This is a genomic window from Bacillus sp. FSL E2-0195, assembly GCF_038003645.1.
Taxonomy (GTDB): domain Bacteria; phylum Bacillota; class Bacilli; order Bacillales; family Bacillaceae_G; genus Bacillus_A; species Bacillus_A mycoides.
On record NZ_JBBOPN010000001.1, the window covers coordinates 3499360 to 3525980 of the forward strand.

29 protein-coding genes and 1 pseudogene are annotated in these 26621 nt (G+C 34.5%); 6 read left to right on the forward strand and 24 right to left on the reverse strand.

Features of this window, described 5'->3' with window-relative positions; all coding sequences use genetic code 11:
• Nucleotides 1–110: 110 nt before the first annotated feature.
• Nucleotides 111–1313 carry an alanyl-tRNA editing protein gene (locus tag MHH59_RS17985; protein ID WP_148312556.1) on the forward strand — a complete coding sequence of 401 codons (1203 nt, stop codon included), beginning with the start codon at nucleotides 111–113 and terminating at the stop codon, nucleotides 1311–1313.
• Nucleotides 1314–1355: 42 nt separating this feature from the next.
• On the opposite strand, the gene MHH59_RS17990 is transcribed toward MHH59_RS17985, so the two are convergent.
• Nucleotides 1356–1799, reverse strand: coding sequence for an NUDIX hydrolase (locus MHH59_RS17990; RefSeq protein ID WP_340852018.1), 444 nt, complete (start codon nucleotides 1797–1799; stop codon nucleotides 1356–1358).
• Nucleotides 1800–1903: 104 nt separating this feature from the next.
• On the opposite strand from MHH59_RS17990, the pseudogene MHH59_RS17995 reads away from it, so the two are divergent.
• Nucleotides 1904–2486: pseudogene (locus tag MHH59_RS17995) on the forward strand (DUF6434 domain-containing protein).
• A 7-nt stretch (nucleotides 2487–2493) separates the two neighbouring features.
• Here the strand turns inward: MHH59_RS17995 and MHH59_RS18000 are convergent.
• The 6 genes from MHH59_RS18000 to MHH59_RS18030 all read right to left on the reverse strand — a co-directional run bounded on the left by MHH59_RS18000 (nucleotide 2494) and on the right by MHH59_RS18030 (nucleotide 9043).
• Nucleotides 2494–3591 carry an acetyl-CoA C-acyltransferase gene (locus MHH59_RS18000; RefSeq protein ID WP_340852020.1) on the reverse strand — a complete coding sequence of 366 codons (1098 nt, stop codon included), beginning with the start codon at nucleotides 3589–3591 and terminating at the stop codon, nucleotides 2494–2496.
• Nucleotides 3584–5047 carry an acyl-CoA synthetase gene (locus tag MHH59_RS18005; protein ID WP_340852022.1) on the reverse strand — a complete coding sequence of 488 codons (1464 nt, stop codon included), beginning with the start codon at nucleotides 5045–5047 and terminating at the stop codon, nucleotides 3584–3586. Before MHH59_RS18005 ends, MHH59_RS18000 begins: the two co-directional genes overlap by 8 nt.
• A gap of 65 nt (nucleotides 5048–5112) precedes the next feature.
• The gene (locus MHH59_RS18010) at nucleotides 5113–5688 is read right to left on the reverse strand and encodes a biotin transporter BioY (RefSeq protein ID WP_002014265.1); all 576 of its coding nucleotides are present in this window, start codon (nucleotides 5686–5688) and stop codon (nucleotides 5113–5115) included.
• Between the two features lie 123 nt (nucleotides 5689–5811).
• Entirely contained in the window at nucleotides 5812–7425 is a 1614-nt protein-coding gene (locus tag MHH59_RS18015) for a long-chain fatty acid--CoA ligase (RefSeq protein WP_340852025.1), read from the reverse strand.
• 168 nt (nucleotides 7426–7593) lie between these two features.
• Nucleotides 7594–8382 carry a helix-turn-helix domain-containing protein gene (locus MHH59_RS18020; protein WP_002128517.1) on the reverse strand — a complete coding sequence of 263 codons (789 nt, stop codon included), beginning with the start codon at nucleotides 8380–8382 and terminating at the stop codon, nucleotides 7594–7596.
• A 457-nt stretch (nucleotides 8383–8839) separates the two neighbouring features.
• Entirely contained in the window at nucleotides 8840–9043 is a 204-nt protein-coding gene (locus MHH59_RS18030) for a hypothetical protein (protein WP_002185166.1), read from the reverse strand.
• A gap of 152 nt (nucleotides 9044–9195) precedes the next feature.
• On the opposite strand from MHH59_RS18030, the gene MHH59_RS18035 reads away from it, so the two are divergent.
• Entirely contained in the window at nucleotides 9196–10008 is an 813-nt protein-coding gene (locus MHH59_RS18035; RefSeq protein WP_050000642.1) for a GNAT family N-acetyltransferase, read from the forward strand.
• A 171-nt stretch (nucleotides 10009–10179) separates the two neighbouring features.
• On the forward strand, nucleotides 10180–10383 hold the full coding sequence (locus MHH59_RS18040; protein ID WP_016120632.1) for a CsbD family protein: 204 nt from the start codon (nucleotides 10180–10182) through the stop codon (nucleotides 10381–10383).
• A gap of 88 nt (nucleotides 10384–10471) precedes the next feature.
• Here MHH59_RS18040 and MHH59_RS18045 read toward each other — a convergent pair whose 3' ends face one another.
• The 12 genes from MHH59_RS18045 to MHH59_RS18100 form a co-directional block, all read right to left on the reverse strand.
• Nucleotides 10472–11458 (reverse strand): HoxN/HupN/NixA family nickel/cobalt transporter, encoded by a 987-nt coding sequence (locus tag MHH59_RS18045; RefSeq protein WP_002128522.1) that lies wholly within the window; start codon nucleotides 11456–11458, stop codon nucleotides 10472–10474.
• Nucleotides 11445–12077 (reverse strand): AmiS/UreI family transporter, encoded by a 633-nt coding sequence (locus MHH59_RS18050; RefSeq protein WP_002087808.1) that lies wholly within the window; start codon nucleotides 12075–12077, stop codon nucleotides 11445–11447. Before MHH59_RS18050 ends, MHH59_RS18045 begins: the two co-directional genes overlap by 14 nt.
• A gap of 18 nt (nucleotides 12078–12095) precedes the next feature.
• Complete coding sequence (locus MHH59_RS18055; RefSeq protein ID WP_002087810.1) at nucleotides 12096–12917, reverse strand: urease accessory protein UreD; 822 nt, start codon at nucleotides 12915–12917, stop codon at nucleotides 12096–12098.
• Nucleotides 12914–13531: an urease accessory protein UreG gene (gene ureG, locus MHH59_RS18060; protein WP_000594929.1), complete on the reverse strand. Its 618-nt coding sequence runs from the start codon at nucleotides 13529–13531 to the stop codon at nucleotides 12914–12916. Before ureG ends, MHH59_RS18055 begins: the two co-directional genes overlap by 4 nt.
• 14 nt (nucleotides 13532–13545) lie before the next feature.
• Nucleotides 13546–14244 carry an urease accessory protein UreF gene (locus MHH59_RS18065; RefSeq protein WP_002128524.1) on the reverse strand — a complete coding sequence of 233 codons (699 nt, stop codon included), beginning with the start codon at nucleotides 14242–14244 and terminating at the stop codon, nucleotides 13546–13548.
• A complete protein-coding gene (locus tag MHH59_RS18070) occupies nucleotides 14222–14677 on the reverse strand; it encodes an urease accessory protein UreE (RefSeq protein ID WP_000582803.1) in 456 nt (151 codons plus the stop codon). The genes MHH59_RS18065 and MHH59_RS18070 overlap by 23 nt, the downstream gene beginning before the upstream one ends.
• A gap of 18 nt (nucleotides 14678–14695) precedes the next feature.
• Nucleotides 14696–16408: an urease subunit alpha gene (gene ureC / locus MHH59_RS18075; protein WP_002128526.1), complete on the reverse strand. Its 1713-nt coding sequence runs from the start codon at nucleotides 16406–16408 to the stop codon at nucleotides 14696–14698.
• Nucleotide 16409: 1 nt separating this feature from the next.
• Nucleotides 16410–16739, reverse strand: a complete 330-nt coding sequence (locus tag MHH59_RS18080) for an urease subunit beta (RefSeq protein ID WP_002128527.1) — start codon at nucleotides 16737–16739, stop codon at nucleotides 16410–16412.
• A 14-nt stretch (nucleotides 16740–16753) separates the two neighbouring features.
• Nucleotides 16754–17056 (reverse strand): urease subunit gamma, encoded by a 303-nt coding sequence (locus MHH59_RS18085; protein WP_001241327.1) that lies wholly within the window; start codon nucleotides 17054–17056, stop codon nucleotides 16754–16756.
• A gap of 139 nt (nucleotides 17057–17195) precedes the next feature.
• Nucleotides 17196–17447, reverse strand: a complete 252-nt coding sequence (locus tag MHH59_RS18090) for a DUF2164 domain-containing protein (RefSeq protein ID WP_002087817.1) — start codon at nucleotides 17445–17447, stop codon at nucleotides 17196–17198.
• A gap of 17 nt (nucleotides 17448–17464) precedes the next feature.
• Nucleotides 17465–17917 carry a peptidoglycan recognition protein family protein gene (locus MHH59_RS18095; RefSeq protein WP_340852035.1) on the reverse strand — a complete coding sequence of 151 codons (453 nt, stop codon included), beginning with the start codon at nucleotides 17915–17917 and terminating at the stop codon, nucleotides 17465–17467.
• A gap of 15 nt (nucleotides 17918–17932) precedes the next feature.
• Complete coding sequence (locus MHH59_RS18100; protein WP_050000641.1) at nucleotides 17933–18736, reverse strand: protein phosphatase 2C domain-containing protein; 804 nt, start codon at nucleotides 18734–18736, stop codon at nucleotides 17933–17935.
• A gap of 143 nt (nucleotides 18737–18879) precedes the next feature.
• On the opposite strand from MHH59_RS18100, the gene MHH59_RS18105 reads away from it, so the two are divergent.
• Nucleotides 18880–19689 (forward strand): YitT family protein, encoded by an 810-nt coding sequence (locus tag MHH59_RS18105; RefSeq protein WP_000251329.1) that lies wholly within the window; start codon nucleotides 18880–18882, stop codon nucleotides 19687–19689.
• Between the two features lie 20 nt (nucleotides 19690–19709).
• On the opposite strand, the gene MHH59_RS18110 is transcribed toward MHH59_RS18105, so the two are convergent.
• The gene (locus MHH59_RS18110; RefSeq protein ID WP_002128532.1) at nucleotides 19710–20081 is read right to left on the reverse strand and encodes a VOC family protein; all 372 of its coding nucleotides are present in this window, start codon (nucleotides 20079–20081) and stop codon (nucleotides 19710–19712) included.
• A 237-nt stretch (nucleotides 20082–20318) separates the two neighbouring features.
• Here MHH59_RS18110 and MHH59_RS18115 point away from each other — a divergent pair, with 237 nt between their 5' ends.
• On the forward strand, nucleotides 20319–21851 hold the full coding sequence (locus MHH59_RS18115) for a BA3702 family sensor histidine kinase (RefSeq protein WP_098632831.1): 1533 nt from the start codon (nucleotides 20319–20321) through the stop codon (nucleotides 21849–21851).
• A 136-nt stretch (nucleotides 21852–21987) separates the two neighbouring features.
• Here MHH59_RS18115 and MHH59_RS18120 read toward each other — a convergent pair whose 3' ends face one another.
• From MHH59_RS18120 to MHH59_RS18135, 4 genes are all read right to left on the reverse strand, one after another.
• A complete protein-coding gene (locus MHH59_RS18120) occupies nucleotides 21988–22782 on the reverse strand; it encodes a phosphotransferase (RefSeq protein WP_033729858.1) in 795 nt (264 codons plus the stop codon).
• Between the two features lie 137 nt (nucleotides 22783–22919).
• Entirely contained in the window at nucleotides 22920–23534 is a 615-nt protein-coding gene (locus MHH59_RS18125; RefSeq protein WP_002128536.1) for an alpha/beta hydrolase, read from the reverse strand.
• 27 nt (nucleotides 23535–23561) lie between these two features.
• Entirely contained in the window at nucleotides 23562–24500 is a 939-nt protein-coding gene (locus MHH59_RS18130) for a ring-cleaving dioxygenase (protein WP_340852040.1), read from the reverse strand.
• Between the two features lie 486 nt (nucleotides 24501–24986).
• Nucleotides 24987–26561 (reverse strand): FMN-binding glutamate synthase family protein, encoded by a 1575-nt coding sequence (locus tag MHH59_RS18135; protein WP_002128539.1) that lies wholly within the window; start codon nucleotides 26559–26561, stop codon nucleotides 24987–24989.
• Between the last annotated feature and the right edge of the window lie 60 nt (nucleotides 26562–26621).

Sequence of the window (26621 nt, forward strand, 5' to 3'; positions counted from 1 at the left end):
TCTTATTATAGCAAGAAAATTCTAAAAAAAGTTTCTTTCTTCTGAAATATTAGGAAACTAATTTCAATTGCTTTACAATGAAACTAACTAACACGAAAGGGGAAAGAAAATTGGAGAAAAAATTATATTACATCGACGCTTATAAGAAAGACTTTACTACTAAAGTTATAAAACAAGAGCATGATACAGAAGGAAACTTATATGTTGTCTTAAATGAAACTGCATTTTATCCAACAGGCGGCGGACAACCACATGACACTGGAACTTTAAATGGTATTCCGGTAAGTAACGTTGAAGAAGTAAATGGAGAAATTCGTCATTTCATAATAGAACAATTACATACAGAAGAAGTAGAGGGTAAAATAGATTGGGAGCGCCGTTTTGACCATATGCAACAACATACGGCTCAGCACATTTTATCCGCTGCTTTTTGGGATCACTTTAACATACCGACGATCGGGTTCCATCTTGGAAAAGAAACTATAACCATTGATTTAGAAACTGCCAATCTTTCTACAGAAACTGTTGAGAAGGCCGCACAAATTGCTAATCAAATTGTTTTTGAAAACCACCCTATTCGTATTAAATGGATGAACTTAGAAGAGGCCAAAGCATTACCCCTTCGCAAAGAACCAACTATGACAGAAAATATACGCGTTGTTATTATCGCAAATTATGATTACAACGGCTGTGGCGGAACGCATCCGAAACACACTGGTGAAGTAGGTCCTATTCAAGTACTAGGATGGGAGCGCAATAAAGGTGGTATACGCTTAACATTTATAGCTGGTTGGCGTTCTCTTAAATTAATGGGACAACATCAACAAATATTAACCGATGTTTCTAAGCAATTGAACAGTAGCGAAACTGATATTCCAGCAAAAGTAGCACAACTTCTTACCTCTCAAAAAGAAAACGAAAAGGCAATACAAGCAATGAATGAAAAACTATTATTTGTAGAAGCAAATGAACTATTACAACAATCGGAAGAAATACATGCTGGAACACTTATCTCTCGAGCATTTACAAATCGCTCTATGCAAGAAGTCGCAAAACTAGCTGCCATTATTACAGAACAACAAGAACACGCAATTACATACTTCGTTATTGAAAATGAGGACAAATTACAATGTATTCTTGCTTGTGGTAAAGCAGTGACACTCGATATGAATGCTCTTTTAAAAGATGCCCTCCCTTCTATTGAAGGAAAAGGCGGAGGAAATAAAAAGAGTGCTCGTGGCGGTGGGAAAGCAATTATGAGTAGAGATGAGTTTTTAAATCAACTTGTTTCTTCTTTACAGTCAGCAGTGTAAAACATGTTTATGAAGGGTAGCTAACGGCTATCCTTCAATTATTTACAGGCCTATATTTTGTTTCAAGCCTTGATAACTCCCTGCACTTGCAAAACCTTCACTTATAAGAGTTATAAAAGTTTCCGAAAAACCATAATGACTTAAGTCTTTAATCACTACCATTTGTACATCATGAATTGGATTAAGATCAAATTCATTAGAAGGTAGCGTAATTTCACCTTCAATCCTTTCAAGCAGAAACGTAATATGTAATAAAGATGGACTAGCATCTGGTTTATCACAAACATAGAGTAGCTTCTTAATTTTAACTTCTAATTCTGTTTCTTCTCTCATTTCTCGAATCATCGCTTCTTCTAACGTTTCACCATTCTCTACCCTTCCCCCAGGTAAAGACCAATTGCGATTAGCAACTTTTTGCTTTACTAGCAATACTTTTTCATCTTCAATTAAAATTCCCGTAACACGAACTTGCATTACACTTTCCATATGTAATCTCCTCTTCCCGTTATATTTACAAATTAATCCTTCCACAAAAAGAACGTATGTTTTATAATTAAAGAAAATTATGGAAGAAAGAAGTTGTTACATCTATGCGTCCACCTTTAACAAAGTCTATATCACTTGAAGATTTCCAAAACTTTTATTGGTTAAAAGCAGAACTGCAAACATTTTGTCGTGAGCATGGTTTGTCAGCTAGTGGCTCTAAGATTGAAATAACCGAGCGTATCTCACATTATTTACATACTGGTAAAATATTAAAAAACAGCTCTAGTCAAAAGGTGAGTAAAGCTTCCCTCTCTTATAAAGAACTTTCTCTTCAAACGATTATTACTAACAATCACCGCTGTAGCGAAGATGTTCGTGCTTTTTTCAAAGAAAAAATCGGAGCGAACTTCCGCTTTACAGTAGCTCTTCAAAAATTTTTAAAAGAGAATGTTGGAAAAACATATGAAGACGCGATAACGTTTTGGTATGAAGAAAACGAACGAAAAAAAAGATCCTACATACAAAACAACTATCAGCGCGCAGTTTGAATACAATCGTTTCACTCGCGACTTTTTCGAAGATCCAAATAACAAAGGGAAATCAAAAGCTGATGCTATCGCTGCTTGGAATGAAATAAAAGCAAAACCTGGTAGTAATGCTTATGTTCCTCAAAAAGTAGAAAACTAGTCCCTTTCTAGTTTTCTACTTTCTCAAATAATAGCGCAAGCCCTATTCCACCACCAATTCCTAACGTCGTAATTCCATATCTCATATGCTCTCTTTGTGCTTGATAAAACAAACGTGTCACAAGCATAGCTCCAGATGCACCGTACGGATGACCGAGCGCAATTGCTCCACCATTTACATTTAATTTTTCAAAAGGAATTTGTAACTCCTTTGCACAAGCAACAATTTTTGAAGCAAATGCTTCATTTATTTCAAAATAATCGATGTCCTCTACTTTCATATTCATTTCGTTTAATAATTTGTTCACCGCAAATATCGGACCAGTCCCTGGAAGATTTGGATCCACGCCAACTACAGCACTACGAACGAAACGAAGAACTGGCTTGTACCCTAATTTCTGTGCTTGCCCCTCTTCCATTACAAGAACAGCACATGCTCCATCATTTACACCGCACGAATTACCTGCTGTTACCGTTCCATTTTGTAAAAATACAGGTTTCGTTCTCTTAATCATTCTTTCATAATTCATTTCCCGCTTTATAGATTCATCTAATAATCCATTAAAATAATGAGGTAATATCTCTTCTTGTATATATCCTTTTTCTAATGCTTGCAGCGTTCTTTTATAGCTAAGACAAGCATATTCATCTTGCATCTCTTTTGTTATGTTATATTGCTCTGCAACATACTCAGCCGCCAATCCCATATCTGGATCCCCAATTGTTTCAGGTGAAAACCGCGCTCTATTTTGAAAAGGTGACGTACTTGTACTCTCTACGCCCCCAGCAATATAACAATTACCTGCATCCCCTTGAATAAAATGACACGCAGTACGAATTGCTTCCAATCCAGCTCCGCATTGCCGGTCAATCGTTACACCAGGTATATGATAACCAAGCCCAGCTTCTAAAGCAGATAATCTTGCAACATTACCTCCCGGTCCAACAACATTCCCTAATATAACATCGTCTATTTCTCTCTCAATTCCTTTACTTAAAAACGTAAGAAGTGGTGCTGCTAATTGCTGAACTTCATAATCTTTCAACATCCCGTTTTTTTTACCAATAGGTGTTCTTTTCGCTTCTACAATAACCGCCCTATTCATATATCTTCTCCCGGTTTTCAATCATACTTTTTGCTGCATTGCGAGCTATTTTCCCGCTATTTGTATAAGGTATTTCATCAACAAAGTACCATTCTTTCGGTATTTTAAAAGATGATAATCGTTGTAAGCAAAAACTTTTTAATTGTTGCTTTGTAGCACTTCCTTTTACGATAGCGACAGGCTTTTCACCCCAGTAACTATCTTCTACACCAACCACAACTATTTCTTCAACAGCTGGATGTGTCTGTAATACCCTTTCTATTTCTTCTGGGAAAATATTGATTCCTCCAAATAAAATCATATTCTTCTCTCTACCAACAATATATATAAAGCCTTCTTCATCTTGGTAGCCCACATCCTGCACTGTCATCCAGCCACCTTCGGACAATTGCGGGATTATAGCTCCATCCGATACATAGCCCATAAAAAATTGATCACTTTTCACATACACAGTTCCTATCTCACCTGTCTGTACTTCTTCTCCTGCTTCATTACATATTCGAACTTGTACATTATGACAAGGTTTCCCTACTGAATTCGGTTTTCTTTCACTCTCTTCATCAACCAATGCCGTTACAAAGCTTAGCTCAGACGCACCATAAAACTCATATCTTTTTGCATAAGGAAACACATTCTTCATCTTCTCTTTTGCTTCAGCTTCCCATTTGGCTCCTGACGAAATAATTTTCATTTCACTTTCAATTACTTTATTTTCTTTATACAAAGACTCAAGCATTGTAGGAACTGTATACATTACAGAAATATTCTCTACCCTTATACTAGATAGCACTTGAACTGGTACAAACTTTCTCATTATGTGTACCGTTTGCCCTAAAAACAATGCACTTATTGCCCCGTATAAGAAAAGAGAATGAACAAGCGTCCCAGCTATTAAAATAGAATTTTCCTTTTTCATATGAAAGTCATGTACATTACAATCAAAACTATGTACCCACGACTGTTGAGCACGTAAAAACGCTTTTGCTTTTCCAGTCGATCCTGATGTAAATCCCATATAAAAAGGAGCGTTTTGTACATTTTCTACAGAATGATATGCAGGAAGATAGTTCTCAATCATTTCTTTCCATTCTTCAATCTCAATAATCCTTCCTTCTTCGCACGATATATCACTAAGCCTATACTGCTCCGCCACAATAATATCCGGTTTACTAATCGCTATTCTTTCTTTAAGTTCATCTCGTTTCCATTTTATATCTAGCGGCACACAAACCCATCCAGCCATAGCGGAACCCGCAAATAGTTGTAAAAATTCCATACTATTCTCTAATAAAATTGCTATCGTTTTATTCTGCGATTCTTTTTCATTCAACCAGTTTGCTACTTTACACACTGACTCAAACCATTCTTTATATGTTAATACTCTATCATTTTCTTTAATCGCTATTTTATTTGGTTGTAAAGAGGCATACTTTTTATATTCTTTTGTAATCCCCATATGAGACGTCCTTTCTTTACAAAATAATAAAAAGAAACACGCAAGTAACGTGTTTCTCCTTTTTCTTACCCTGCATTTGTAATTTTTTTATTCTTCAAAGCAGGCGTAATAATATGTTTCAATGAGCGATGTAATCTTGTCACAAGAATCGCTGCTATAGTCGCCTTTATGCAATCACCTGGTAAAAATGCGACACTTACTTTCATCGTTTCCCATACGGAAATATCCATTACGAAAGCTTGGACAATGATACCAAATACATAAACTACGAAAATACCACCAATTATATTAATACATAATACCTTTATTATAGAAACTTCACGTAAACGCTCAATTAAATAACCAATGACAAACGCTCCAACGATATAACCAAGTAAATATCCTGCACTTGGCCCAACAAATACGCCTGGACCACCGCGTCCACCAGCAAGTAATGGTGCTCCAACTCCAACTATAAGTAAGAAAATAAGCTGACTTAACGCACCAAGACGTGATCCTAACAATCCACCAGCAAGCATAACACCGAGTGATTGTAATGTAATCGGAACTGGTGTAATAGCAAGAGCAATTGGAGGTATTAACCCTAACACTCCCATAATAGAACTAAATAAAGCGACGAAAACTAAGTTTTTTGTATTCATATTTGCTTCTCCTATTTGTAAACTTGAAATGGATTTTAGATAACATATTATAGGAGTTATATTATCTTTCCCTTCGACGTTTGTCAACCGTAATTAAAAATAAGTTTACAAATAAAAGTTTGGTTATTTCTCTTTATGCAAATGCTCAAGTTCTTTTCGAAGTGCCTGTTTTAAAAACTTCCCAACAGATGTTTTCGGTATTTCTTCCATAAATACAATATCATCTGGTAACCACCACTTCGCAAACTGCGGTTTTAAAAACTCATATATTTCTTCTTTCGTAACCGTACTATTTTTCTTTTGAACAACGCAGGCAACTGGGCGTTCTTGCCACTGCGGATGAGGAATTGCAACGACAGCCGCTTCAAATATAGCATCATGTGCCATTAAAGCATTTTCAAGATCCACTGAAGAAATCCATTCTCCCCCGCTTTTAATAACATCTTTCGTACGATCAACAATTTTCACGCAGCCTTCCTCATCAACTGTAACAACATCACCAGTATATAACCAACCGTCTCGGAATCCTTCGACAGTACGATCATCGTTATAATAGCTTTCAGCGATCCAAGGTGCTCGTAAACATAACTCTCCCATCTCAGTACCATCCCACTTCACTTCACCGTTTGTACCGACTACTTTCATCTCTACACCAGGGACAAGATATCCTTGTTTTGAGCGGATTTCTAATTGCTCTTCATATGATAATTCTGTTTCATAACTTTTTAAACGTGCAAGTGTTACGAGTGGGCTTGTTTCAGTCATACCATATGCATGTACGAAAGGAACATTATATTTTTGCTCAAATGCTTTAATAACGCTTTTCGGTGCAGCAGCACCACCGCATAATATTCTCGTTATACTAGATAAATCGTAACTATTATTTTCTAACTCTTGTAATACACCGAGCCAAATTGTCGGCACACCTGCTGCTATCGTTACTTTTTCAGTTTGAATCATCTCTAATAAAATTTTCGGAGTAAACATTGGTCCTGGCAGAACTTGTTTAGTTCCAAACCAAGTAGCTGCAAAAGGAAGCCCCCAAGCGTTCACATGGAACATCGGTACAATTGCCATCGCCGCATCACTTTCCGATAAAGCAGCTGTATCCGCTAAACCGAGTGCCATACAATGCAATACAGTACTACGATGCGTATATACAACACCTTTTGGGTTTCCTGTAGTCGCTGACGTATAACACATACCAGCAGGTGTATTTTCATCAATATCTTTTACAAATTGGAAAGTTGGATCGCCTTCTTCTAATAGCTTTTCATAATGATATACAGGTTCTAGCGTAGTATTGGGAAGTTCATCTTTATCAGTCATAATAATGTAGGCTTGTACAGTTGATAATTGTGATTGAATATTTTCAACAAGTGGTACGAGATCTTCATCTATAAGTAGAATTCGATCTTCTGCGTGCTGAATAATGTATGAAATATGTTGAGGAGATAAACGAATATTAATTGTGTGTAAAACGGAAGTAATACCAGGAATAGCAAAATACGCTTCCACATGTCGATGATGATTCCACGCTAACGTTCCTATACGCTCGCCTTCTTTAATTCCTAATTTTTTTAACGCACTAGAAAGCCTTCTCGTCCTTTCACCTAACTGCTTATACGTTAATGTCGTAACTGTGTCATGTGTCCGTGAAACAATTTCTTTCTTTGAAAACAGTTTTTCTGCTCTTTCCATCATAGAACTAATTGTTAGCGGTACATTCATCATCATATTGGTTATATCCCCCTTTAAAGCGTTTTCATTTCTGTATATTATAACAGACTTCTACAAATAATTACGATATTTTTTCTGTATTTTCTGAATTATTTCTTTGGAAATAATTCAGAACGATAAAAAACATATTTTGAATACATTGATTCGAAACATGTTTTTTATTTTTTATAAACTATCTACCTTTTTTCTTACTTTCTTTTTCATTTTAAAAATAAAACGATTACTGTATTCCTTATTTTCTACTAAAATTCGATACATCTCCCACACTCCTACAACACGAACAAAAAGATAGACTCCAATAGCAATAAGTACAACACAGTACGGATAATACTGCACTAATTCTCCTGAAGTGATATGCTTTTTCTCAAATAAAAATGGTATCGCTCCTGCTGCTATAAAACAAAATCCAACGATCATTACTGCAGCATACTTCTTCTTAATTACTTCATATCTTTTTGTCAATTCTTTTAGAAAGTTTTGATCAAATAGTAATTCTTCTTTTTTTAATACATTGTATCGACTCTCTTCTATCGTTACAGGTACCATCATCGCTCCAATTCCAAGGACAGCAATGATAATGACAAGGAATGTAGACATTGTTGCATTTTCTTTAAATAATAAATACGGTATTGTAGATAAAATAAGCAAGCTAAATCCTAATGCGATATATTTAGAAATTTTTTGCCCATACACTATATACCCTTCCGCCATTTCCTTACTTACATAATAACCATTTTCCTTTTCATTACTTTGCTCAGCAGTTTCTTTTAATAAGTAATCAAGAGATACTTCAAATACATTTCCAATCATTATTAGTTTTTCGGTTTCAGGAAAACCTTGACCATTTTCCCATTTACTAACCGCTTGTCTTGTTGTGTTTAATTTCTCAGCTAACGCTTCTTGAGAAAGGCCTTTTTCCTTTCTTAATTTAAAAAGCTTCTCACCAAATTCCATATGTGTGTCCCCCTTTGTTTTCTTGACTAAATTGTATGTAAACATTGCTCTTATCTCTATCTTCCTGTGGTTGCACTTTGTCAACTTACAGTTGCGATTGTGTTATATAGCGGTTTTGTATACGATTTAGCTGTTTTTCTTCTATAATTATGGCGTTAATAAAATAATTACTCTCAATGACCAATTATAACAATTAAAGGGAATTATTGTTATAAAAAAATAAAAAAACTCCTTTATTCATTTAAAGGAGTTTTCGTTATGAACCATTCTAAGATGACTACTTTTTCTTCTATATATTTTTCTGTTTCATGTAATGAATGATGAGCATCTCATACAGTATATGTTTTTATCTCTTTTTTTAAGGCGTACTCATATATATGTAAAATGTCACTTATATTAAATTAACTTAATGTAAGATCTTTCGTATACGACGTTTTATATTACCACTTCTTAACAATCATAGCGGCTTCTGCTTAAACTTTTCATAATTCCGTACCTTTAATGAAAGGATATTCCCGCAATCTGTACAAATATAAGCATCCACTGGTGAAGATGTGAACATCGTTTCCTTTTTCCGTATCTGTGCATAACCGATAAACTCACCTTCTCCTATGTTTTGAGAACCGCAATGAGAGCATGTCTGCACGTCTTCCTGTTTCATGAGAGCACCACCTTTAATCTGTTTCTACTCCCTTCGACAGTTCACTTCCATTTACCTTCCAAAAACCTTCTTATTCTCTTACATTTCAACAGGAATCTCAGAACAAACATCGTATATGTACTATGAAATATATTTATTGACGGAGGAATCGTATGAGTACAATTATGACAGTCAATACAGCACAAGAAATTGAGAACGCAGAAATAGATATGCTTTCTTCTAGATTAGAGGCACTACAAGAAATAAGCGGAAATCCAATGCAAGTACAAATGAAAAAGTTCGAGAGTGCCACTGCCTTTTCATCAAAAATAATTGCTGGTCCTGCTTTTAATACAGTAAAGGGCATTACATTTACAAATACAGATGAGATAGATGAAATCATCGCTTATTATCAATCACTACAAATCCCTTGCCGTTTTGAAATTACACCGGCTCAAGGTACAACTGAATTATTTCAATACTTATCTCAAAAAGGTTTTTATCAATCTAGCTTCCATACCGCTTTATATAGTTTACCAAGAGAAGACTCATCGCTGCTGCCTTCTAACATTTCAGTACGCCAACTAAAAGAAAATGAATTTGATATTTTTGCAGACATATATGTACGTGGATTTAACATGCCATCCTTTGCAAAAAATGGCGTTCGTCAAAATAATGAAATTCTTTACAATAAACCAGGATGGCATTTTTTCATAGCCGAAGTTCAAAACACTCCTGCTAGTATAGGGGTACTTTATATAAATAAAGGTGTTGCTTCATTAGCTGCTTCTGCTACTTTGCCAGAATTTCAACGTAAAGGTTGTCATACCGCATTAATTCAAAAACGAATTGAGACCGCTCTTGCATCCAATTGCAATTTAATAGTTGGACAAGCAAGATTCGGTAGCGGCAGTCAAAATAATATGGAACGTGCCCATATGAAAATTGCTTATACAAAATCAATATGGACTGCGAAAGACATATAATTAACTTTCTTTTTCTTTCCATTACGAATGTATACATTTTATGACAATTACCTTTCTATCCTGTTATTCATTTGAATATTCAAACTAAATTTGTTACGCTATTACTAGATACATCATTCAACTTGCAATATGAAAAGAGAATTCTACTCAAACTACAAGGAGGAGAAATGTATGACTAAACATGATCATGGTTTAAAAGAAAAAGTAGAAGGTGCTATTGATAAGGTAAAGGGTGAAGTAAAGGAAGTTGTCGGGAAAGTAACGGACAATAAAAAATTACAAGCCGAGGGAAAATGGGATAAAATGAAAGGCACTGCTAAAGATACGGTTGGTAATATAAAAGAAAAAGCACATGAATATAAGGAACATAAATAATAAAAAAACACGTTAGATGCATTTTCATCTAACGTGTTTTTTATTTCAGTTTATATACATAATTAACCAAATATCACACGGTATATTTTTATTTCTCTATACTCTTTGTAAGTGGTTCTTTAAATGCATTTCTATTCCATACAGCAAAAACAATAAGAGAAATAATAAAGAATACAACAAGACATATACCCAAATAATCAAAATTAACTACCTGAATGAGATTCCAAAACGGTCCCTGTAAATTATAGCTTTCAATAAGTAAAGATAATAGTTGATAACCCCCTATTAAAAAAGCCGTTATAACAGATATTGAGGTAATTAATACGTTATATGAATTTCTAATTCGACTATTTTCCATTGCCCACTTATAATTCGTATTCATGAATGTACTATCTAATGTATCCATCAACGACATTCCTGCAGCAAACAAAATGGGAAAAGCAAATATACTTACAAGCGGGATAGATTGACTTGTTGCAGTTACTGTAGAAAGAGCAATTAATCCGATTTCACTTGCTGTATCAAAACCAAGCCCAAATAAAAAACCGATCATATACAATTGCTTTTGACTATCAATAAACCTAAATAAGCGCTGCGTGAAACGATATATAAATCCTAAGTTTTCTGGTTGCTTATCCTCTTGGCTTCGTAACACTTTAATAAGGTACAACAGATTCGTAAGCCCAATAATAATAAGAAATGTACTAGAAACAATTGTGCCGATAATACCGCCTATAGTAGAAAAACTCTCCATTCCATGTTTTGCTGTTTTTCCAATTAAAGCAATTAATACGATCATCACAAATACTACAGTAGAGTGTCCTAATGAGAAGTAAAACCCCACCCCCTGTGAGTTTTTACCTTTTTCAATTAATTTCCGAACAGTATTATCAATTGCGACAATATGATCACTATCAAACGCATGACGCAATCCTAAAGAATATGCAATAATAGCCATTCCAATTATGCTATTGCCTTTATACAGTGCAGGTAATAATAAGAGAATTCCAAGCACATGAAGAAATATAATAATAACAAAAAAATTAGTTGCTTTTTTCAGTTCACTTTTCCACATAGTTACTAACCCTTTCTACTTTAGATTGAATACTCTTGAAAAAGAAAAGTGCCATAATAAAAACTACAATCGTTATAATAGTCACTAAAATAATTACAAAATCATTTAACATGCCTGTATGATTTGTAAGTGTTAACAGGGCTGGTATCGTTGCAGTAATCCAAGATTCAATGAAGCAAACAATCCCTACATAAATATGAATCTTCTTTTTCAACCCATCTTGCAGGAAAAATAAAAACCAAAGGAACGCCCAAAAGAACCAAATTATTGTACTTTGTAGACTTCCACTCTCATGTAATTGATTCGCTATTCCCATAACCGTTGCAATAATAGCAACCCAAAGAGAATAGTAACCTACACCTGAAGAATCAAGTTCTAATATATTCGTAAGGCCAACATATAAATAAGTAAAACCAAATAAAAAAATAGTTCCATTAGATAGGATAGTCCACTCATTAGATTGACTTCCTGTAAATAATAAATATAATGGTGTCAAAGTTTGTAATGCCCCTACAAATAAATTGAAGTACCCTACACTTTTGCTATCAATGAGTTTAAAAGCTGCTAGTGCATTCATAAATAGAACTGCACCGACAAATAATAATCCCACATTAGTCATAGTATCCCCTTCTCCTACTTAATATTTTCGATAGGATGTTAATTCTTCATGCAGACAATTCTCTCTAACAAAACGATGACACTGAAAAAATATAGACTCCATATCCTCTGTATTATGACTAAGTATGCGTATGACAAAGCCTTTACATGGCATAGAAGATATTCCAATCTTCATATTGTTAGTGTTAGAAAGCGAAGTTTTCAATGCTGCAATTAAATCATTTGTAATGTTCTCATTAATAACCATGAAAGTACCATAATGGGAATATTGATTTAATATTCCCATTTGATCTAACGACTCTTTGAAAGGGTTTAACAATAGATGATCGTAAACTACAAGTTTGTTTTCCATATATATTTTTGTTAGCGAATCAAAATACTGGTATGTGAACTTCTCCATATTTGGAGACCAACCAGGCGTAACTGAATCGCATAAAATCAATGTAGAATTATTTTGCATATATATATTTGTTTTTTGCTTATATGCTGCATCCTTGTACATAATCAACGGATCTGGTAAATACTCCATAACAGCATTTTCACCAATATAAACATTCAATTCTTGCAAAGCATAACTATTTGGAGTCTTGTAAACTTTCGTTGCTGATTGGCTTGTTATATATGTTTTCGCATCTTCATGAACATTTATATTTATAGAATAGAAGTCTCCTTTTAAATAACCTCCACCAGAATTCATGATATAGTAATATGCTCTACCATAATCGTCCAAATATATTGGCTGCGTTACTTTTAAGGCATCTTTATGATAAACCTTAATAGGTACCGTTTTATGTCTCTTTTCCATCACATCAATGTTTAAGACACCTGTAGGGGCTTTCATTTCTTCAATCCTTCTAACATGATGTTTTGTCGCATCCAATTTATTAATCCCTGTAAGCCTTCCTCATCCTTCAAATTTGTAAAAAAATATGGTTTATTATGTCGGTAATTTTTCGTATCCTGCTCCATAACTCCAAGATCAGCCCCTACATAAGGTGCCAAATCCGTTTTATTAATCACAAATACATCAGATTTGATCATTCCTTGTCCACCTTTACGAGGAATCTTTTCCCCTTGTGCTACATCAATAATATAAATTGAAAAATCCACTAGCTCTGGACTAAATGTGGCAGCTAAATTATCACCCCCACTTTCAATAAAAATAATATCTAAATTACTATGTCTAATCATGAGCTCTTCAATTGCTTCAAAATTCATAGAAGCATCCTCTCGAATTGCTGTATGTGGACACCCTCCTGTCTCTACACCAATAATTCTATCTTCTGGTAAAACACCCGTTTTCAATAAAATCTTTGCATCTTCTTTCGTATAAATATCGTTTGTAATTGCTGCAATTTCATAATCTGTATTTAAATATTTTGTTAACTTTTCAACTAACATTGTTTTCCCAGCACCTACGGGGCCACCAATACCAATTTTAATAGGTTTTATCATTTTATTTTCCCTCCCTATGACATGAAGACTCTTACATTTACATCTTCATGTTGCATTTGATTTATTTCGAATTCAGGATCATTCAATCCAAAATTCTCTAATGAAAGTATTTGAATTCTATCAATAGATTCACAGATCAATTCATGGCATTCTTGTAATAGTTTTTGACCATCTGTTTGTCCAAGAGGAATGGCTCTCACACCATTTTGAATTATGCTTCCAACACTTGAATATAAGAAAACTAAGAGCGTTTCTTCTATTGTCATTTTCAATTCCGCCCCTAATATTCCGTATACGATACTCGGATGACCTTGTAATTTATTACCCATAACATCTTCTTTGTATATATTTAAATTTGCAAATGAGAACAGTTCACACAATAGTTTAGAAGTACTTTTACTAATCATTCTATTTGCTCTTCTACATTCAAAAGGCAATGTTTGTGCTGTTATTAAATCATCTAAAAATGTAATTTGTTTTCCATCATTATTCTTAGTGGCTTCGTAAGTATATTTGCAAATTAAGCCGTCCGTGTGTGTTAATTGCACTTTTACATATCGATTAATCCATTTGAAAAATTCGCCTTTATTTGTAACTTGTCCCTCTTGAATAAATGTTTCTAATCCAAAAGAGTGACTAAAACTTCCTGTTGGGAAGTTCGAATCACTAATTTGGAGTAGGTTAAGTAGGTTAAATATGTTTGTGTGAAGCATGCTTGAACGGTTTGGGTAATACTCTATTTTCTTTTTGATAAGGAACACCTTCCTTTTTGAGTAAATCTTCTACTAAGTAGTCGTTCGCCAAAATCATACACCCTTCATCGAATTGTGCTGGCAAATGTCTATTTCCTAAGTTATGCGCAATAATTCCCATTTCTTTTATTGACGTTGGAGTAATTACAATTACCTCTTCTGGTAACACTTCAATATATACAATACGATGTTCATCTTCATATAAAATATCACCGTTCTTTAATGTTTCTCCATTATCTAAAGACACCCCAATTTCAAAACCAGATTCTGAATATAATTTCTGAACCCTCTTTAGTAAAAGCTCACTAGAAATCAATATTCTATCAAGATGCTTTTTTGTATTTGCAAAATCATTCATATTGCATACGTTGTTATTAATTTTTTCAATAATCATTTTATCTCCTCCGTTATATCAAAATAAAAAATATCTTTGAGCCATAGGTAATACATCTACTGCTTCACACGTAATAACTTGTCCATCAACTTTAACTTCATATGTCTGCGGATCTACTTCAATTTCTGGTGTTGCATTATTCAGCTTCATATCTTGCTTAGAAATCTCTCTCGTATTTCTAACAGGTAATACAACTTTATTTAAACCTAATTTTTCTTTAATATTATTCTCATAAGCTACTTTAGATACAAATGTAATCGAACTTGACTGTACCGCTTTTCCATATGCACCAAACATCTTTTTTTCATAATATGGTTGTGGTGTGGGGATCGAAGCATTCTCGTCTCCCATTAATGCCATCACTACCATCCCGTTTTTCAAAACCATATCTGGCTTAACACCGAAAAATTGTGGATCCCATATTACAAGGTCTGCATATTTCCCAGCTTCAATAGAGCCGACATATTCTGAAATCCCATGTGTAATAGCTGGATTAATTGTATACTTAGCTATATAGCGTTGAATTCTATTATTATCGTTATACTCTTTATCTCCCTCTAAACTACCAATCTGCTTTTTCATTTTATCGGCGGTTTGCCAATTGCGAATAATAACCTCTCCAACCCTTCCCATCGCCTGCGAGTCAGAGCTAATCATGCTGAAAACCCCTAAATCTTGCAAAATATCCTCTGCCGCAATTGTTTCTTTTCGAATCCTTGAATCCGCAAACATTACATCTTCTGGAATATTTGCTTTTAAATGATGACATACCATGAGCATATCTAAATGTTCATCCAACGTATTCACTGTATATGGCAAGGTCGGGTTCGTTGAAGAAGGTAAAATATTATTCAGTGCAGCAATCTTTATAATATCTGGTGCATGCCCACCACCAGCCCCTTCAGTGTGGTACGTATGAATAACACGATTATCAATAGCCTTTATCGTTTCTTCCACAAAACCACATTCATTTAACGTATCAGTATGAATAGCAACTTGAATATCATATTTATCAGCAATCTGTAACGAGTGATTAATTGCTGAAGAAGTCGCTCCCCAATCTTCATGAATTTTTAATCCAATAGCTCCTGCAAATATTTGTTCTTCCAGGGCAGGTAAACTTGAACTATTTCCTTTCCCTAAAAACCCAATATTTATAGGAAAAGCTTCTGCTGCCTCTAGCATTTTTCTTAAATTCCAAGATCCAGGCGTTATTGTAGTTGCCTTAGTACCCTCTGCCGGTCCTGTTCCTCCACCAATTAAAGTTGTTATACCTGAAGCTAATGCTGTATCAATTTGTTGTGGGGATATGAAATGCACGTGTGTATCAATACCTCCAGCTGTAACGATTTTTCGTTCGCCAGAAATTACTTCCGTTGATGTTCCAATGATGATATCAATATTATCCATAACTGAAGGATTACCACTCTTACCAATTGCTGAAATCTTTCCATCTTTTATACCAATATCCGCTTTATATACTCCTGTATAATCAATAATAATTGCATTCGTAATAACAACATCCACAACACCCTGTTCCCTTGTAAGTTGCGAATTTTGTCCCATACCATCCCTAATTGATTTTCCTCCACCAAAGACAGCTTCATCACCATATACGGTGTAATTTCGATCAATATGTGCGAATAATTGTGTATCCGCTAAACGAATAGAATCTCCTGTAGTTGGACCATATAAATCAGCATATTGTTTACGTGACATCTTAAAACTCATGCTATCTCCCTCTTTTTTTATAAGATTCAATATCGCCATCCACTTTATTTTTAAATCCATATACTTCTTGCTTCCCTGAGTACGGAACTAATTCAATCGTTTTTTCATCCCCAGGCTCGAATCTTACCGCTGTACCCGCTGGAATATTTAAATGTTGTCCAATTGCTACACTACGATTGAACTTTAACGCCTCATTCACTTCATAAAAGTGGTAATGGGATCCAATTTGAATCGGTCTATCTCCCTGATTTAACACCTTAACTTTCGTTTCTTTTTTATTTCCATTACATACTATGTCTTCTTTCGCAAGGATATATTGCCCTGGAATCATAACATTCACTTCCTTTAATGAATTGGTTGATGAATAGTTACTAATTTTGTTCCATCAGGAAAAGTTGCCTCAACTTGAATATCTGATATCATGTCTGCAATACCATCCATAACATCTTCAGCACTTAAAATATTTTTTCCAAGCTCCATTAATTCCGCTACATTTTTACCATCTCTTGCTCCTTCCAAAATTTCATACGTAATAATAGCGATACTTTCTGGATAGTTTAACTTAAGCCCTCTCTCCTTTCGTCGATAAGCTAAATCAGCCGCAACAACTACCAGCAGTTTATCAATTTCTCTTGGAGTTAATCTCATTACAATCTTCCTTTCTAAAATATTTTAAAACTAAGAATATTCTAAAAACAAAAGATGTACTTCCAATGTCCTTTCCGTGTTTTCTCCATGTTTTTTTCTGCTAATCAAATAAAAAAAGACTAGAATTTCTAGTCTTTTTTTATTTCCCTTCATTCTTCTCTAACACATACAAGTCTTCTTCAATATTCGTTAATTTCTCACTTACAAGCTTTCTTGCATCTCCAATTGCTTGATTGTATGCAAATGGTCCAACTAATTTAATCATTTCCTCTATTAAACGTTCTGCTTGGAAACGTCCAATTTCATCTAAATCTTCTTCAACGAAAAATTGCTGAATTTGTGCTACAAGCTCTTCTTTTTTATCAGTCGGTATTTTTATGTTCATCATCATGAGTTACTCCTCTATATTTAAGATAATACTTTTCTTAACTCTACCATAGAAAAGCGATTTCCTGGACAAGTTTTTGTAACCCCTTCTAACTCCCTATGGCCGAGTATATTCCCTTTCTCTATGGCAAACTGCTTCATAAACATTTTACATAAAGAATATAATGAATTCATTTGTGCAGTAGTTGGATCATATTTATCAAAATTTCCCGTCATACATATTCCAATTGTATTACTATTATTATCTTTCGCATGTGCTCCAATATGTAAACCTCGTCCTTCGACTAAAGTTCCATCTTCTTCAATAAAATAATTGTAACCAATCCCGCTCCATCCTCTTACCTTTTGATGAAATTCGTGAGTTTTATACACATCCCAGCCATCTTCTGACGTATGGTGGATAATCAGTTTATTTACTTTTTCTAAAGGAACTAACTCATTTTGAAACGTTAAATTTGCACATTTAATTTCCATATGAACATCCTCCTCTTACAAATCGATCATAATAACTGTTTTATCATCTGGTCTTATTCTATTTTCTCCTTCTAACCTTTCAATGATTGCTACATATTCTTTTATACTATTCTTTCTTATATATGCTACAGTTTGTTCTAACGACCATTCTGGGTGAAACAATCCGTCTGAACAAATAAAAATCCCACTTACTTCAGCTACCTGTAATTCACCATATTGTAAATAATCCATAGCTTCTTTCATCCCATTTGCAACTGAATAGCCGTTTGGCATATTTGCAAGATAGCGATTGTATTTTAACTGCTCCCGAACATCTTGAAAAACGTGTTCTTCCGGGACTGGTAATCCTTTTTTACGATCCTCTTCCCTCTTCTTTTTTGCGCGTTTACTAATTCCCTTAACTGTATCTTTCGTTAATACTCTTATCGCTCCATCCTGAAGTATTGCAACGATCATACAATCACCTAATTGTGCATATTCAAGTTTATCGCCTTCTATTTGAACTGCTGCAATACATGTACACCACAGATGGTCTTTTTTTCTCGTATCAACCTTGTACTCTAGCATCTTGTTTTGCAATAATTCATTCGCTTTTGCAACTTCATCTTGTAAACTATTGATCTCTCGTAGCGAAGTAAAATGACTTGCAAATAAATGTGAAGCGATGTATGCTCCATTATGTCCTTCTTCATCACAAAATGGAACTAACGGTGTTGCTCCATCGCATACACCGTAAATCATTTTATCTTCATTACAAAAAAATGAATCCTCACACTCTTGTTTTAAAGGACTCTTCTGTTGATACGTCGTTATCTTCATATCTGTATCCCCTCCCAATTTATCAAACACTCGAACTATTTAGATTAATCTAATTTTCCAAAATAAACTGTTTTCCCAAAAAACTTTCAATTTCATATATAATCTTGAAATAATATGATTATTTAGTGAAGGACGGGAAAGAGATGGTCAGATTTCTTGGTGTTATTTTTGGTTCTATTATTATCGCAATTGCCTTTAATCTTTTCCTTATCCCCCATAAAATTTTAAGTAGTGGAATTGGCGGAATTGCTATTATTTTAGGGATTGTAACCCCTGTAAACACAGGTATTATTAACTTTGTATTGAACTTACCTATCCTTATTTTAGGATACATAGGTCTTGGAAAAAAAGTAATTTTTAACACGGTTGTTTCTGTAATTGTATTATCTGTTGCATTATACTATGTTCCAGTAAAAGTCGTAGCAACAGATCCACTTTTATCATCTGTATTTGGCGGTGTCATCGCCGGAGCTGGTATTGGTCTTGTCTTTAACTGCCATGGTTCAACTGGTGGATTTGATATTATCGGTATGTTGTTATCTCGTAAGCGAGATATTAAACTTGGTGGATTCCTTATTGCATTAAATACTGTTGTTGTTGTCATTGCAGGATTTTTCTTCACTTGGGATGTTGCCCTTACAAGCTTACTTTCAATTTATGTAACTGGTAAAGTAATTGATGCCGTTCATACGAAACATCGTAAAGTTACACTTATGATTGTAACAAATCAAGCAGAAGAAATGAAAAAAAAGCTTCTTTCAACTGTAGTACGTGGAATTACGTTACTTGATGGTGAAGGTGCTTATTCAAACGAGAAAAAACGTGTACTTATGACAGTCGTTTCACGTGAAGAATTAGCAAGTATGAAACTAACGATTTCGGAAATTGATCCTCATGCATTCGTTAATATTACGGAGACTGTTGAAGTATTAGGATTGTTTAGAAAAGTGTAAAAAACTAGGTGGACCTTCACCTAGTTTTTATTTTCCATAAATTCAATTCGATTTCCAAACGGATCTGACACGTAAAATCTGATTATATCTGGTCGCGCATGATCATCTATTACTTCAACATCTTGCTTTATTAACTCTTGTTTAAATTCATCAATTTTTAAAACATAAAAAGCTGGATGCGCTTTTTTAGCTGGATTAAAGTTTTGCTCAACTCCGATATGAATCTCTTGATTTCCACACTTAAACCAACACCCACCACGCTTCTTTAATTCCTCTGGCTTTGGAATTTCCTCCATTCCAATTTTATTACCATAAAATTCTCGCGCTTCTTCTTCACACCCTACGGGCGCAGCTACTTGTACATGATCAATTCCTTGAATATAATTTTTCATATTCCTTCCCCCTCTTCTAGTCTAATCGTATAACGAAAACACATTCATGTAACTTACAGAAAATTAATTACGCAATATAAGATTCTCTTATTACTACCTTTTATACCTTCCACTAATAATAAAAAAAAGAAAATTTATTCTGTAATTTCCATTTTTTATAGAAATAAACGTCACACCTATATTATAGTTATTAATAGATCCATCTTTTTTAGATGCTAATTGTACGGAGGAAATATTATGAGTCGTAAAAAATATTCATCTACTCAAAAAAAGCGTCATCCGAACGTATCTGGACGCCTGCGAAACCATATACAAAATCGTTCTTTAGCAGAAATGTATGCATCTCTTTTTGAACATAACCCTGATAGTATTATTTCATTGAATTTAGAAGGAGTTATTTTACATATTAACCCCTCTGCGGAAAGAATATTAGGTTATACTTCTAACGAATTAGAGCGAAAAACAATCACTTCTATTTTAGAAGCACATATTTCTGATCAAGTGCTACAATACATAAAAAATGCTGCAGCTGACAATCAAAAAGAGTATATCGTCTCTATTTATCATAAAGACGGATATTTACTAGATGTCGTAACAAAATTAGTTCCTATTTTTGTTAAAAACCGTTTAACAGGTGTATACGCCATTATGAAACCCCTTGAAAAATCAGAAAGAATTGAGAAAGTATTACAAGAGAGTGAGAAACGATTACGCACATTAATGAATTCAATGCCTGCATTTGTTATTTTTAAGGATCATGAAGGACGCTGGCTTGAAGCGAATGACTATGCGCTTTCTTGTTTCAATTTCCATAACGTTCCTTATCATGGAAAAAAAGATAATGAACTCATTCAATATAACGAAGCATACCGCGAATCTTTTTTGCATTGTGAAGAAGTCGATGAACTAACATGGCAAAAAAGACAAATTCTTCACGGAGAGGAATTTATTATACATAGAAATGATTTCGACTTAGTTTTAAGCATTTCAAAAGTCCCACTCTTCCATCCTGATGGCTCACGCAAAGGTCTTATAGTGATGGGAAGAGACGTTACCGAACTAAAAGAAACTGAAAAGTTATTACGGAAATCCGAAAAACTTGCAGTAGTAGGACAACTGACAGCCGGAATTGCCCATGAAATTAGAAACCCGCTCACTTCATTAAAAGGATTTTTAACGTTATTACATCCAGAAATAAATGAGGAAAATAAATGGTATGTGGACGTTATGTTGAGTGAGATTTCACAAATGGAATCTATAACAAGCCAATTTATGGCGATGTCTAAACCACAAGTGTTATCTATTCATACATGCAACGTACAAACATTAATTGAAGAAGTTGTAACTTTTATTTTACCAACAGCAGTTATGCATAGCGTTCATATCATCATGGATCATTTCGATTATATTTCTGACATTCAATGTGACAGTAATCAATTAAAACAAGTTTTGATTAACATATTAAAAAATGCAATCGAGGCGATGCCTGCTGGTGGTAACATATTCATTCAAACAGCTTCGTTAGAAAATGATTTTGTTTCAATACGCATTATGGATGAAGGTTGTGGGATTCCTGAAGAGCGCATGGCTCGTCTTGGCGAACCTTTTTATAGCTTGAAAGAAAAAGGAACTGGCCTTGGCTTAATGATGTGCTATAAAATCATTCAAGAGCATCACGGAAAATTATTCATTTCCAGTGAATTAAACATAGGAACAACTGTCGATATCCAATTACCGATTGCTACAGCTCAGCCTGTAACAAACTCTTAACTATGCTACATTAATATAGTAAAAGACATCTGTTATAAGTAGTCGGGTTATTGTGGAAAACATCTACACTAATACGTTAAAAAGCTCAAAGTCCCTATATGACTCTGAGCTTTATTTTTGTATACGATTTATTTTATTAAATCCACTCTTTTCCATGTTTACGAATAAACTGAATATCATTTTCATAATGTTCAAGATGCCCTTCATCTATCATCTTTTGGAAGTTCATATCGCCTTCTAGTGCTTTTCTTTTCATGTATTTACATAATCCTTCTAATCGTAGAAGTACCATCTCCAAATAATCCTCGGCGATGCCATCACTTTTATAGGACTCAAAAAACAATTTAACTCTTTGCTTTATGCGGTCTGCATGCTGTAATGAATTATAATAAACCGCCGCACCTGTTTCCTTATAATAAACTCTACTTAATGGGACACAAGTGTAAAGAGTATAGGCTATGTCCCAAAGTCTTGGTCCAGGACCAGCAACATCAAAATCAATAATACCTACTGGTTTTTCGTTATTAAAAATAATGTTGTATATTGCAAAATCATTGTGGCATACAACCTCTATTTTATTTGGAGTATTATCCATCGGTTTCCAATCATCTGATAACGGGAAATCACTCACAGCATCATGATAAAGACGGAGCATCTTCGCTATTTCTTTTAAAACATCATTAGACCACATGTACTCTTTTAAAGGGTAATTACCAGCTTCTCCTTCAATAAATGATAATATCTCTCTATCTTTATCATCAATACCTAAAAACTTTGGTGCATAACTAAAACCTTTGTTTTCCAAATGGTTTAATAGCTTATGAATTCGGGTACTGCCTTTCTTTAATTCTCGTCGAACAGTATCTTCCGAACGATATACGTTTGAGACATTCCCTCCCGTTAGCATTTCTTCATTTTCGTAGTTTGACATTTAATAGTCCCCCTCCATTATTCTATATTTTCTTTATATTTTAACATAACTTTCCTATTCTCTTTTAACCCCTTAAATTACAACAAAAAAATCGAGTATAAAATCTTTATGATTTTACACTCGATTTAGTCTACTATTTATGCATGTGAAAATATTTTTTCATACCATTCTGTTGCCTTCTCTACTTCATTCATCGTTAATTGATGTCCTCTATTTTCCCAATGCATTGTTACATTAGCATCTACATTTTCTAATAGCATCTTCAATTCCTCTGACTCAGAAGGTGAACAAATTGGATCATTTGTTCCAGCAGCGATAAATACGAATTTCTCTGCTAAATTAGGTAATTGTATTCCTCTTCTAGGCACCATTGGGTGATGAAGGACTGCACCTTTTAATGCATTTTCGTAATGGAATAATAAGCTCGCCGCAATATTTGCTCCATTTGAATACCCAACAGCTACGATATTATCTCTATCAAATTCATATGTTTTTGCTGCTTCATTTAAAAATTCATTTAATTCCTTCGTACGGAAAACAAGATCCTCTTCATCAAAAATACCTTCTGCTAATCGGCGGAAGAAACGAGGCATCCCATTTTCTAATACATTTCCACGAACACTTAATACAGAAGCTTCCCGATCAATTCTTTCTGCAAGCGGTAATAAATCTAATTCATTTCCTCCTGTACCATGAAGCAATAACAACACTGGTTTTGACGTATCTTTTCCTTTTTGAAAAACATGTTTCATCATATTCCTTTTCCCCTTTCAATCACTTTAATCTAGATTTCTCACTTCAAATGGTAAGAGTGTCTGTTCAATTTGTTTTCTATGTTGTTCATATCGATCCGGTAATTTTAACTCCTCACCCATCGTCTCTAAAGATTCGTCATGGGCAAAACCAGGAGGGTCTGTTGCAATTTCAAATAAGATTTCGCCGTGTTCTCTAAAATAAATTGCGTTAAAATAGTTTCGGTCTTGTACAGGGGTTACACCATATCCAAAGCGAGACACATGCTCTTTCCAGTCTAATTGATCAGCATCATCACTCGCTCTCCAAGCAATATGATGAACTGTACCAACACCCATTTGCCCACGTCCAATTGTTGATAATCTCAAATCGATAATATTTCCAATATCAGCAGAAGAACGGAACCGCATAAACTCTCCCTCTTCTCCTACTTTCTCAAGACCCATAACATGCTCTAACAATTCAGCAGTTTTTTGAGGTTGTGCAGATAAAAGAACAGCACCGCCAAATCCTTTAATTGCTACTTCTGGCGTAACTTCCCCAAAAGTCCAATTATTTAATTCGCCCTCTTCTCTTTCAACTAATTCTATATGCAAACCATGTGGATCATCAAATTCTATATACTGTTCTCCAAACCGAGTCATTTTTGTATACGGTACGTCGAATTTTTCTAATCTATTTTCCCAAAACTCCATTGTACCTTTTGGTACGGCATAAGACGTAATGCCTACTTGACCGTCCCCAATAATACCTTGACGAGCACCTGCCCATGGAAAAAACGTAATAATTGTTCCAGGCTTTCCTCCTGTATTACCAAAATAAAGATGATACGTACCTGGATCATCAAAATTCACTGTTTGTTTTACTAAACGCAATCCTAATACACCTGCATAAAAATCTACATTTTCTTGTGGGTGACCTACGATTGCTGTAATGTGATGAATTCCCATCGTTTTCTTTTCCACTTTCTCCACCCCTTTTTTTATTTCATTACAAAAAACGTTTATTCGCTAAAATTCATTATTCATTTTGTCCATATGATAAAGTTCAATCCGCAATACTATCTTTTACAAAATTGAGGTATCTCTCTAAAAAACTAACACATTTCATTTAGTTCAAAAATTATCTCGAATTCGAGATAATTCACAAAAAAAACTACAGTTCTTATGATTATATTTTAAATATTGATTTTATGATTTTGACTATCCTTCAAAAAATATCTTGAATTCGAGATTTATTATAGTCTAATTAGTTTTTATTGTCAATGCAGATATCGTTTCATTTTTTCATCAAAAACAATATTCTGACAACTCATCTCCATCAAATAATTTGTTTGAAAAAGAGCAACCGAAAAACGGGAACATCCATGTAATAAATTTCTACTTTTCCCATAACCAAAAAAGCCATACAAATGTATGACTTTTTTGATTATTTTTTGTTCAGCTACATATTCACTTCCCAATTACGGAAGGAAACAATTCCGAAAGTGGAACTACTTTCCCCATCTCATCTTTAAACACAATATGCTCTCTCGTTAAATGGCGCGGGCTCTTTACCCCTGCTGCTGCCGCTAATGAAAACAAACTATATCTCATACTAATAACATAGTTCATTACTCGCCATTTTTTCTCATACGGATCTAATGCTTTTTGGTAGTGTGGATTCGTGGTTGCAACCCCAGATGGGCATTGCCCTGAATTACATTGAAGTGCCATAATACAACCGCTTGCCATCATAAATCCGCGTGCTGAATTTACGGCATCTGCACCGATAGCTAAAGCAATCGCCACTTTATCTGGCGTGATTAATTTCCCGGAGGCAAACACCTTTAATTTATCCCTGACACCGTAATGATTTGCTGTATCAATAAATGTAAGTAATGCCGGTATAAGCGGCAGCCCCATACTATCTGCCATCGATTTATATGTTGCCCCTGATCCACCTTCTGAACCGTCGATTGTAATAAAATCTGGATAGATGTTTAATTCTTTCATTGCTTTTAATAAATCTTCCAAAGGCTTCTGTTGACCAATTACAATTTTCATGCCCACTGGTTTACCACCGTTTTCTTGTAAATCTTGAATAAAATATAAAGCCTCTGCGGCACTACTAATAAATGAAAAACGATTTGGCGAATTAATCGTTTCTCCTTCTCGTACTTTCCGAACGGAAGCGATTTTCTCATTTACCTTCTGTCCTTCTAAATGACCACCACGTATTTTTGCTCCTTGCCCAAATTTCAATTCAAACGCTTTAATATTACTTTCTTTCGCCTTCTCCATAAATTCCTTCATCGAAAAATTCCCGTCCTCGTCACGGTATCCAAATAATCCCGGACCAATTTGGGCAACGATATTTGCACCCGTATGTAAATGTTCTGGAATGACGCCCCCTTCCCCAGTATTAATCCACGAACCACCTGCCATTTTTGCACCAAACCCAGCTGATAAAATATAATTTTCTCCAATCGCACCGTAAGATGTCGCTGACGCTCCAAACATCCCATACAGTTTCCATGGATATTTACGATTTTCGCCCACTATAATTGCATCTTCTTCTTCATACAACCAAAGGTTTGTTGTATCCGCTGTCAATTTTTCTCTTCTTGAAAATAACCCTTCTTTATGAATCATATATTTTTTCCCCTCACGTTCTTGCGTGAGATTCACACTTAATTCATCTGTTAATGTGGGGAATAATGTATTAGCAATATAATAGCCAGATTCCTCAAAATCTCGTTTTGATCCAAAACCAAGTATTTCAGAACGGTATTTTGCTAGAAACATAACACTTTGAAAATCGTAGCGCGAAAAGGGCTTTCCGTCAGTATCATGATCAAACCAATATTGCCGAAATTCCGGGCCTATTTTTTCGAGTAAATAGCGCATTCTACCTAAGTATGGATGCAGTTTTAATATAGAATGATGCGTCCGTTTTTTAATAAAAAATGTAATGATAAAAAAGACAATTAAAAGTAGCATCAAAAAGAGCAATATACTAATAATAATGAGTAGCGCTTCACTCATTCCGCTTCCCCCTATATATGAAATTCCATAATAAAAAGAGAACACTCCATGTGTTCTCTT